Here is a 9975-nt window from a genome sequence, read left to right as displayed (position 1 = left end):
ATAGAAGCATTCATAAACGGTGGATCTGATTAGGGCGCACTAATAATGAGTTTGGATTCATCAAACACGATTGCGTTTGTAGCACTCAACCAAGTATCAAAACTCGGTTTGCTCACCTTAATCTTGATAGCAGAAAGCACCTGCTGCCATAATTCCTGGTTATGACCCTTCACTACAACTCATCTCCTTCAGGTCAATACGCTTCGTTTGGTTCTATTAACTCTGGCTTTCTGCCTCAGACTGTTTTCGAATCGACTTAACAACATATGTGAGTGCATCAGCCGCTTTATAGGCATCAAGAGCATTTTGTAGACGTTTAACCTGTTGATTAAATTCGTCAGGTCGTTCTGCATACTTTATTATCGAACGTGCTATATGAATTATGTCATCTCGGGCCGCCTTAACAGCACGACCGTGTGCCTTCTCGATCATTTGTACGGCCATATGAGTATAAATTGCCGAGAACTCCTTGTCTTCGATCCGTTGTTCCCGAGCAGCAAGATCACTTTCACTAATTACCCAATCGCCGGAATCATTTTTCGATGCTGCCAAACGCCCATCATTTATCATGTTTAAGATGGTCTTATAATGAACCCCAAGCAATATTGCTGCTTCCTTTGCATTCATTGGCTCCACCCTTTATCCCTAATTATCTCTATAATAAGGGATATATCTGGATATGTAAATGCAGGAGAAGTCTCTCTTTATCCAAGTAAATAAACATTCCGCGTGTACGCTGTATGATTTATGGACCGTAAAGTGCCTTGTCCAATCCCCCAGCTCGATCAGTCGGGAAGGCCAAGCGAATCACCAGCTCTAAGGCACAGATCGCCTAAGACCCGTTAGATTCCATGCGGCGGTGGCATCCTTCCGCCCCCCGCCTTGGCGCCGGCTAGGAGCGCACAGCGTGCGCGTCCTGTCCGGTTCGGGTCGGGAACTAAACCCATTAAACCCTTGTGGGAGAAATCAGGGAAGCGAGGCAACGGACTTAATTCGCAGGACGCTACTGCAGCGCTGGAGCTTCGCTTCTGTCGTCTTTCACCGAGCCACATCCGGGCGTTTTTCGCGTCGGTCATTTTAGCCAACCACACCGAACCCCTCCGCGCAAAGGTGGCTTTCCTCTTTCGAGAACGCCATCCCGGCAAGCGCTCTTTGAAAACTACATGCGCAAACCAGCAAGTTTCGCAAGCGCGGTCTATAAACCATTCTGCCGCTCGTAAATGGCCCAGGGGAACCGCTAGACGGCTCCTTGGGTGATTCCATTCATCGAGTCTCGTTTGAAAAAAGTCACGAAGCTCGTGGCGGCAAGCCGTCTATTAAACGATTATCGAAACCTGCAATTTCCTTTAGTTCCAAAAAAAAAATTATAAATATTGCAACTTTTCCATATTTCACTTTGTTAAGTATAGTAATTACATATTTTGGGTGAACACAAGCATCTTGCCTGATATGAATCAATATGTGAAAAAAGGAGGATGGATTTTACTACGGACAAAAAGGCAAGAACTGGGGAATCAATATTCATAACAAGTGAGGTTTTCAATTATGAAAAAATCGTTTAAACCATTAACTCTATCGCTTACACTTGCTGCAGCAATGATTACTTCTGTTACTGCTTATGCAGAACCCACAATGTCACTTGAGAATACATCATTTATTCAGAGTCAGAAATTCACAACTTTTTCAGCTCCCCAGAAAATGAGTCCTGCTGAACTTGCTGATGTAGAAAGTCGTGTCATAAAGGTAACACCGTCGATCAATAAAAAATCTTCTACATTTGATGCTAATGCTGTACAATTATACTATGTATTCTATGATCTTTTTCCAGGCCATTTCATTGTTTCGAATGGCTCCGTCACTCTATCTTCTCAAAGCAATGTTAGTTTAACTCTTGTTCAATGGGCAAATGATGATAGTAATGCTAATGTAACTATCAGATATCAACTCGTAAGCAGCAGCAATAACTCAGCTGTTCTAGAAGTTGATGGCGTCCGTAAAGGAACAAACGAAACAATTACGTTTGATAATGTTCCTGCTGGAACATATAATGTCAAGATTATGAATACCATTGATAGTAATGATGCACAAGGGAATGGCTACATTGAATAACGCAAAATAAAACTACAGGATGTGAACTTCATGATAAAGTTAGATAAACTTGGATTAATCTGCACAATTGGTGCAATTGCTATCACTACAGGAATAACTGTGAAGAGCTTTGCTTTTGGAAATGACGGTTTTACTCCCCAACAAAAAATGAGCGCCGCTGAAATGGAGGAAATGCAGCAAGCAGTTGATAAGATTTACACAAAATATGGAGTATTCAAACGCATTCCTTCTGGAACGTCAGTAGACAGTACTAACGCGGCATATGACAAGAAAGCAATTAATTCTAGCACGAAGGTATTGATTACTAAAGATGGAACATTCATAAGAGTAGAGGAATAAGAGGGAGATCCCCCTCCCCACTTCTGCTTCTAAGTCAAAAGATGGCCCCTTCGGTAAGCAAAAGTGAAGAGGCCGTCTTTTTTCGTTATCGGAAGCTCTGGGCCAGCCGCCGACCAGGAAGAATGGCTACATCCGGCTTTCGTCGGTTTTTACAGCCGGGGAGCCATCGATTGTAGCTTGGTCGTCGTTGGTTAATTTCAAAAGGCCCAGCTTTCGAGCTGGCCGGATCCGGAGCAGATAGAAAGAGCCGCTACCCGGTGGAGCGGACAACCACCCCGATTCTAGCCCCCTTGAGGGGGCATCGACCAGAGGCAAGCTGCCTCTGGACACCGCTAAACGGTTCGGTTCACATCGCCCATTCTGCCGGCAGCTTACCTCTTCCGATTTCAAAGACTCCCATCCGCTCATATTCCGCAAAGCATAGCAAAACACAAATAACCCTTCCGGACAAGGTGAAAAAATTTTTCCGGGAAGGGCACCCAAAAAACTTTTTTCAACCCTGCGCGGCATAAACACGCTCATTTTAGACCCGGGTGAATACGCGACAATGAAGCAAATAAACGAAGTCGGGGGCAAGGTGAAGAAAGGCGAGAAAGCAAACATTGTTGTTTTTTGGAAGTGGATTGAAGTAAAAGACGAGGATACCGGCGAGGATGAAAAAATCCCGTTACTTCGGTATTACCGAGTCTTTGAAATAAACACCCAATGCGAAGGGCTGAAAAGCAGACGACAGGGTACGGAGTTTGACCATGATCCGATTACCGAAGCTGAGAAAATTGTCCAAGGGTTTGCCGGTTCTCCGCCTATCCGATTTGCAACGGACCGGGCCTTCTATCGGCCAAGTGCTGATTTCATTAGCGTTCCACCTTTGAAAGATTACCCGGTCCCGGCTGAATATTATAGCACCCTGTTTCATGAGATGGTACATAGCACCGGACACTCGAAGCGTTTAAATCGTCCCGGCGTTGCACATTTCGATGAATTTGGAAGTGAACAGTATTCCAAAGAGGAACTAATTGCCGAAATGGGGGCCGCGATGCTGTGCGGGATGGCCGGGATCGATAACAGCACGATGGGCCGCCGCCTAGCTCTGCCAGCGAAGTCAAATCAATGATGCCGAAGATCTCTCGAAAGACAAAGGCAGAGACCACAACAAAAACGCAAGAAGCTGACGTCGATCATACTGACGTCAACTTCTTGCGTTTTAAAGTGCGATAAAGACTATTATTGATCTAATACATATTGCTTCAGTTTGGAGAATTTGTCCTTATTCTGAATAGCCCATTCGCTGGGGTCGACGGTTTTATTCTCCACAACATTTTTTGAATTATCTGTTAGTGCAATGACCACTGGAAATAGATATTCATCACCTTTTTCGATTTTTTCCAAGATAAATGGCAGGGCAGGGGTACCCATTTCATTAAGTTTTTTTACTTTTTCCGCAGTCGTTAACGCTTGATCGGCGGTTACCGAATCAACCAAAGAAGGGATAGATTTAAGATATTCAGGCCATTTTGTTTTGAACATTTTAGCCGATATCCACTTTGTAGATTCATTTTTTTTCAGATCCACTTTTGCAATACTCTCGATTGCAATGGCCAATATATATTCCTCTAAGCCACTTCTTTCGCTGCTTAGCAACCTTTTTTGCAAACCTGGAAGTGCATCGTTCCCCAAAGCAACGATATTCTCAAAATCCGGGTTGTCCTTAACGTAATCATATGGATTCGAGCTTGTTGCGGTTCTTAAAGCAATCTCTTTATTTATCGTCTCATTAATGGAAGCGAAGTTATTATCTATTTGTTTTTCAATTGACGCGTCTGCGGTGCTGTTTAACAACAATGCTACTAAAAAGCTGCAAATAAACAGTGTAAGGAATCCTACTGAGATTTTTTTCATATTGCCACTCACAATATCATCACTCCTTCAATTTACTTAAGTCCTTTGTAATATTTTTTTTCTAGCATCGCCGTATACATCATTAGGTGGAGAACTTGATTTATAAGGATCCCACCCAGAGTGTTGCAAAAGTTCTAGCGGTCCCCATTTTGCATTTGAATGGGTACTGTCAGCAATTCTCCCGACATGGGATATGTCCGAATTTGATTGCCCATAGGAAATAATTTCATAAAGTGCGACGTCATAGCTATCCATAGTGACACCATACCATCCTATTGAATTCATGTAGTATCCATCTGCGCACTAGTTGGATTATTAACGCCCCAAGGCCATATCCATCCTTGTGAATAGTCCTGTATTGCATACGCCATACAATTATACAACGTGGTTGAATCGCCTAACCATGCGTAGTTATCTGAGGTCTTGAGTCGATCGTTGAATACAGATGCAGGTGTTGTAATTCCGGCTAATGCCACAGTAGACCCCGAAATTATCGCTGTTAAAGCTATGGTTACTGAAAGTATTGATTTATTGATCTTTGATACGGACTTAGCAAGCATCATCTCAACTCCATTCATTATTTTTGGTACCAGTGATAACCGAGATTTACTCGAATGATCATGCTTACGTTAGATGATGTTTCGTGGAAACGATACAAAATGACATGAGTAGCTAGGCCTATACTTCGGTTTTTAAAATACCGCAGCTCTTTATTTATATGAATATATGCCAATTCCCCCCCCCCTTTACTTTTAGTGATTTTTTCTAGCATTCTCTCACACTACCTTGTCGTTTATATTCTTATTCGGATACCTCCCTTCTTTACTTTCTGATTATTCATTATGGGCATATCAGAAAACCCATAATTTGTAATCATATTATTAACACCTAATAAAAGGGAAGGGTTGCTGTTTTTCACAAAATAACTCACAAATGGGCGATAAGTCCCGATTTACAATCCAGAGTCCTAGGCCCTGTATGCCTTTTATAATCCTACTAATACTAAATAGGATGTCCCTTCAATAAAGTGAAATGTGCCAGAACGGATATCGAATAGAATTCACGGTGTAATTTTGAAATTGAATCAACGACAGAAGAACGGCGTTTGATTTGGCAATGTCTCTTTGAGCTTAGAGTAAGAGAAAACGCTAAGCCTGACTGATCCGATATTTGATATAGCGCCTTAATATGTAGGCTTGTAACACTTTTCTGTTTTCTGATGAAGGTAGAAATTAGATAAATATTTAGATTGGATCCCCCAGCTCGTTTAGTCGGGCCGGCCAAGCGAATCACCGGCTCTAAGGGGCAAAGATCGGCCCCTAAGAACCGATAGATTCCATTGGCCAGCTGATCCTCCTTTGCGTTCCGAAGCCTTTTTTTGAAAGTGATAGATGAAGCTGGAAGCCCTTGAATGATGGAAGGGCTTCTTTAGGCATTTCAGGAAGGACATTCAGTTCAAAGGCAGTTCAAAAGCAAAAACCGACGGTTTGAATCACAGATCGGGCTAGGCCAGGCATCTTGCTCCTTACGTTTTCATCCGCATTCATCCGGACGTATGTCGTATCCGTCCAGCATAGCCAACCATACCGAACCTCTCCGCGCAAAGGTGGAAAAAGTTTTTGGCCAAGTGCATGCCAAAAGCTTTTTCCATCCCGGCTAGCCGGGCAGACCTTTGCACTCCGAGAACCAGCATGGTTAATCGGGCTATGACGGATACGACATACGGATGAATTGCTCTTTGAAAACTTCATACGCAAGATGCAGGTTTCGCAAGTCCGGAAACAAGAAACCGAATCGTAATCACTTCGATACGAAAATTTCACCCCGGGAGCAGGGACGAGCGTATCGAGTAAACTTCAACAAAAAAACGGGAAAGGTTTCGGGGAGCTAGTGCCGATCGGGCGGCTCCGGATCCTTGGCATCATTGGTCTAAACCTAAAATGAAAGGACTTGATTGGTATGGAAAAAATCAGTATTGATGGGAAAACGGCTAAAAAGCATATTACGGAAGCACTAAAAACTGTGTTACTGGACCGATGGCCCCATGAAAGAGGACGTTCAGAAGGTGTTGAATCGCTTTGAGTCCTATACTCGGATCCTTGCGCGTGACGATCGGAGAGAGGCAACAGGGTATGAATGGGGAGGGACGCTCTATGTCGGACCGAAATATCTCAATGCCAACCGGAGCCTGTCCGACGAACGCAGGGCGGCACTAATCGGCTACATGGCCAAAGCAGGCATCTCTTTCGAGAATGCTTTAGTTTTTGAACGTGCCGACGCTGAACGCCGGATGATCCAGGAAGGGTTGTTAGTCGGAGTAGAGCCAAAGGAACGTCCGGATCTGATGCGCGACCAGGCACCAATAATTGATATCCGTGAGAAGGAGAAGGCGGAACAGGCGGCGCGGGCCGCAGCTAAGGCTACTGAGATGAGCCAGGTAACTGAATCGCTACCGATGGCGAAAGCGAAAGTATACCCCTTCCCAAGAAAGGGGAAGCAAATCGACCTAGAAGCCCAGCGTTTCTATGACTCTTTGAATCCAGAGCAGAAATTGAAGCTTCAAACTTTGAAACTGTTCCAGATCGGTGAGAGAGATATCATGAATATCGGTATTACCGTTGATGAAGCTTTTCGAATTACGGCAGATGAATTCTGTAAATAATGAGACATTACGAAACGGAGGTGGGCGGGATGATGACCACAAGAGGGGAAAGGCCGATGAAAGAGGAGATCGAGCGGCTTGCCGCGGATATCGAAGAAAGCCGAACCGAATTGAATCGGATCGGCGACAGCTGCAGAGAAATCGGAAACGAGTTAGGGCAAATGTCGGAAAAGTTGATCTCGAAATCCCAATCCCTTGATGAAAAGATTGTGCCTCCTCGCCAAATGCTGTGGGTTTGAAAAAATAGAACACTGACCAAGATAGGAATAATCTATGAAAATTCCTTACGGATGTGGTCGGGGTGGAACATATGGAACAAGAACTGAATATGTATCAAGTCGCATTGGGAATTGAGGAACCTTGGTATGTAAGTTACCGAGATCTAGATATGGAAACATTGACATTGCACGTGGGTCTTAACTTTCGGCGGGGAGCTGAATTTGCGTGTCCCAACTGCGGAAAGTCATGCAAAGTGTTTGACGTTGTAGATGAAGACCGCATGTGGCGGCATTTAATCTTTTGGCAATATCAAACGGTGCTCCATGCTCGTTTACCTCGAGTCAAGTGTGGCGCATGCGGAAAGGTTTTAACGGTGATCGTGGATTGGGCTCGTCCACAGGCTGGGTTAACATGGCGGTTAGAATCCTATGTGATGGAATTGATGAAAGAAATGCCTGTCGCTGCAGTATTATGTGGATCGCGCCATGGCAAAGATGGACATGACCCATGTCAAGCGGATTGCGATCGACGAAACCTCCAGTCGCCGCGGACATCAATATATTACCTTATTTGTAGACGTAGACACGAAAAAACTGCTGTTTGCTACCGAAGGCAAAGGTGCTGATGGTTTACTAACGTTTCGTTCGTTTTTAAGCGAACGAAACGTTGATGCAGGGCAAATCGAAGAGTTTTGCTGTGATATGTCGGCGGCTTTTATTTCAGGCATCGAGCAACACTTTCCAAAAGCCAGCATTACATTTGATAAATTTCATGTCATGAAAATGGTAAATGAATCGGTAGATCAAGTGCGCCGCGAAGAACAAAAAGAAGTTGATGAACTCAAGAAAAGCCGCTACGTCTGGTTAAAGAATGAAGACAACTTGACCCCATCCCAAAAAGAAAAGCTTGTGAAACTTAAGGATATGAACCTGTTAACGGGCAGAGCGTATCGAATCAAACTGGCGCTTCAAGAGATGTATCCAGCCTTATTAGCGGACTTGTACTTCAGCAGTTGGTATCGCTGGGCAGTTCGTTCCCAGATAAATCCGATGGTCGAGGTAGCTAAATCATTAAAACGGCATGAAGAAGGTATTCTGCGATGGTTCCGAACCAAGATGACCAATGGGCTGCTTGAAGGGTTAAATAGCCTCGTTCAAGCGACAAAGCGAAAAGCCCGAGGCTTCAGAACGGTTGATAACTTCATCGCGATGGCCTACGTTACGGTTAATAAATTAAAGATTACCGTCCAGCAGCCTCAATAATGAAAAAGAACCGACATCAGCTTGGAGCCACAACCCGCTCATCTCGCCGACCCGATTCCCTTGTCCACTGGACAGGATACCCCAGAATAAGGGAAGTTATGCATCAGAGGGTGAACAATTCAGGATTTGAGTTGATCTGATTCCTTGTCCGATTTTGGTTTTGATCTTTTGCAAAACTTTGAAAATTGATGGGAATCTAGCAATCTATTGAAAGGGTTCTACTTTGTCATTTCCACAATAAATGGAGAAGAGCCAAGATTGTTACCTATATGAAGCTAGAAAAGCAGCTTAAACAACAAAAGCCGCTTGCTTAAAGGGAGCAAACGACTTCCGGAAGGCTTGGCCGGTCCTCACGCCTTCCCATTATATCAAAATGGGGAGTGAGTTGCATTATGAAGCACGTGGTTCAGGCGATTCTTAGGCACAAGTCAAAAGTGAAATGGCTCTTACCGATCCTACTTGTGGTTATTGGCTTACGGCCGGATTCGATCGATTCGGTGCTTTGGAACCTGGTTGGTGGCTTGTTATTCGCCACTGTAATCGGTACGGTTTGTTACTGCTGGTGGGATCTCAATCGAGAGCTGCGGGCTGAAGAGGTTCAACCTGCAGCAAAACGGGACGTGCAATCCGGAAGCTTAGGAATTATGGAGATATTCAGATCAGGAGGGCGAATTCATTATGAAAATGATTAAATGGGCGGCAACGTCGGGGATCCTGTTCCTCCTGATGAAGTTTTCGACAATGGCTGTTTTTAATCAAATGCTAGTCACTTCAGAAATGCATCAGCTCCCGATGGTGGAGTTGGTACAATATCAATCGCTGATTATGAAAATTGTCGTGATTGCGTTCGTCATCGTGGGGATCTTGTTTGTAATCGCGATGGCCGGGATGGCTCGAAATGCCTGGAGGGCGCCGAATGAAAGTACGATCCGTGATTAGATGTTGAGTGTGTTCGTTGCACTCTGAGGGAGCTCGAAGCATTCTGATTTCTCTATAAATGATGTCAGCAAACTTGTCTGTATTTATGTCCGACACAAACGTATTAATACCTTATTCTATAAAGATTTCATGTCATCAAATCTGTAGGCTACAATGTCTGTATTCGGATTCGTAAGCGGTCCGGAAACGCGGCGGCCGAAGGGGCTAGGGCATCCCCTTCGGCCGGCCCTATCTCCGCTATCGCTCCGATCGGGCGGCGCGAACATCCGGTTCCCGGATGTCCGCGCGGTGGTTCCCATTTAATGATTAAGACTGTTCGCAATTCCTGAAGGAACAACTGTGGGGCATTTTCCTGGGAGGGGTAAAACCAGCGCAACTGATACTACCCGCTTACACATGGATAGAAATGTAAAAATCCTCCACGTCTGGAGAAGTAGGTCCTTTCCATTAGACCATCCTAATCGAGGAAGGGTGTCCAATCATAATCCTCAAACCAAAAGTGGTACCGATGGCCGCATCTCAGCCATTCGTTTCCCCAGCTATTTC

13 protein-coding genes and 1 pseudogene are annotated in these 9975 nt (G+C 44.5%); 10 read left to right on the top strand and 4 right to left on the bottom strand.

What is annotated here, in order from left to right:
• Nucleotides 1-29 precede the first annotated feature (29 nt).
• Nucleotides 30-173 carry a DnaA N-terminal domain-containing protein gene (locus AC3Y2E_RS34355; protein WP_379217899.1) on the bottom strand — a complete coding sequence of 48 codons (144 nt, stop codon included), beginning with the start codon at nucleotides 171-173 and terminating at the stop codon, nucleotides 30-32.
• A 43-nt stretch (nucleotides 174-216) separates the two neighbouring features.
• Nucleotides 217-627 (bottom strand): helix-turn-helix domain-containing protein, encoded by a 411-nt coding sequence (locus AC3Y2E_RS34350; protein WP_379217897.1) that lies wholly within the window; start codon nucleotides 625-627, stop codon nucleotides 217-219.
• A 918-nt stretch (nucleotides 628-1545) separates the two neighbouring features.
• Here AC3Y2E_RS34350 and AC3Y2E_RS34345 point away from each other — a divergent pair.
• The 3 genes from AC3Y2E_RS34345 (at nucleotide 1546) to AC3Y2E_RS34335 (ending at nucleotide 3562) form a co-directional block, all read left to right on the top strand.
• Entirely contained in the window at nucleotides 1546-2109 is a 564-nt protein-coding gene (locus AC3Y2E_RS34345) for a hypothetical protein (RefSeq protein WP_379217895.1), read from the top strand.
• Between the two features lie 30 nt (nucleotides 2110-2139).
• A complete protein-coding gene (locus AC3Y2E_RS34340; protein WP_379217893.1) occupies nucleotides 2140-2448 on the top strand; it encodes a hypothetical protein in 309 nt (102 codons plus the stop codon).
• A 460-nt stretch (nucleotides 2449-2908) separates the two neighbouring features.
• A complete protein-coding gene (locus AC3Y2E_RS34335) occupies nucleotides 2909-3562 on the top strand; it encodes a zincin-like metallopeptidase domain-containing protein (RefSeq protein ID WP_379217901.1) in 654 nt (217 codons plus the stop codon).
• Between the two features lie 110 nt (nucleotides 3563-3672).
• Here AC3Y2E_RS34335 and AC3Y2E_RS34330 read toward each other — a convergent pair whose 3' ends face one another.
• Together AC3Y2E_RS34330 and AC3Y2E_RS34325 are read right to left on the bottom strand one after the other, a co-directional pair.
• Nucleotides 3673-4359, bottom strand: coding sequence for a hypothetical protein (locus AC3Y2E_RS34330; protein ID WP_379217891.1), 687 nt, complete (start codon nucleotides 4357-4359; stop codon nucleotides 3673-3675).
• Between the two features lie 24 nt (nucleotides 4360-4383).
• Entirely contained in the window at nucleotides 4384-4632 is a 249-nt protein-coding gene (locus AC3Y2E_RS34325) for a DUF7689 domain-containing protein (RefSeq protein WP_483875106.1), read from the bottom strand.
• Between the two features lie 150 nt (nucleotides 4633-4782).
• On the opposite strand from AC3Y2E_RS34325, the gene AC3Y2E_RS34320 reads away from it, so the two are divergent.
• From AC3Y2E_RS34320 to AC3Y2E_RS34290, 7 genes and pseudogenes are all read left to right on the top strand, one after another.
• Entirely contained in the window at nucleotides 4783-4965 is a 183-nt protein-coding gene (locus tag AC3Y2E_RS34320; RefSeq protein WP_379217889.1) for a hypothetical protein, read from the top strand.
• Between the two features lie 1426 nt (nucleotides 4966-6391).
• Complete coding sequence (locus tag AC3Y2E_RS34315) at nucleotides 6392-7009, top strand: hypothetical protein (protein ID WP_379217887.1); 618 nt, start codon at nucleotides 6392-6394, stop codon at nucleotides 7007-7009.
• 56 nt (nucleotides 7010-7065) lie between these two features.
• Nucleotides 7066-7248: a hypothetical protein gene (locus AC3Y2E_RS34310; protein ID WP_379217885.1), complete on the top strand. Its 183-nt coding sequence runs from the start codon at nucleotides 7066-7068 to the stop codon at nucleotides 7246-7248.
• A 71-nt stretch (nucleotides 7249-7319) separates the two neighbouring features.
• Nucleotides 7320-7655: pseudogene (locus AC3Y2E_RS34305) on the top strand (transposase family protein); the annotation flags it as partial.
• A 58-nt stretch (nucleotides 7656-7713) separates the two neighbouring features.
• Nucleotides 7714-8490 carry an ISL3 family transposase gene (locus tag AC3Y2E_RS34300; RefSeq protein ID WP_379217882.1) on the top strand — a complete coding sequence of 259 codons (777 nt, stop codon included), beginning with the start codon at nucleotides 7714-7716 and terminating at the stop codon, nucleotides 8488-8490.
• A 392-nt stretch (nucleotides 8491-8882) separates the two neighbouring features.
• Nucleotides 8883-9182: a hypothetical protein gene (locus AC3Y2E_RS34295; RefSeq protein ID WP_379217880.1), complete on the top strand. Its 300-nt coding sequence runs from the start codon at nucleotides 8883-8885 to the stop codon at nucleotides 9180-9182.
• On the top strand, nucleotides 9169-9429 hold the full coding sequence (locus AC3Y2E_RS34290; protein ID WP_379217878.1) for a hypothetical protein: 261 nt from the start codon (nucleotides 9169-9171) through the stop codon (nucleotides 9427-9429). The genes AC3Y2E_RS34295 and AC3Y2E_RS34290 overlap by 14 nt, the downstream gene beginning before the upstream one ends.
• Nucleotides 9430-9975 lie beyond the last annotated feature (546 nt).

This window comes from Paenibacillus sp. MAH-35 (genome assembly GCF_058135425.1).
Note: the sequence above shows the minus strand (reverse complement) of the source record. Positions and strands in the feature narration are given on the sequence as shown.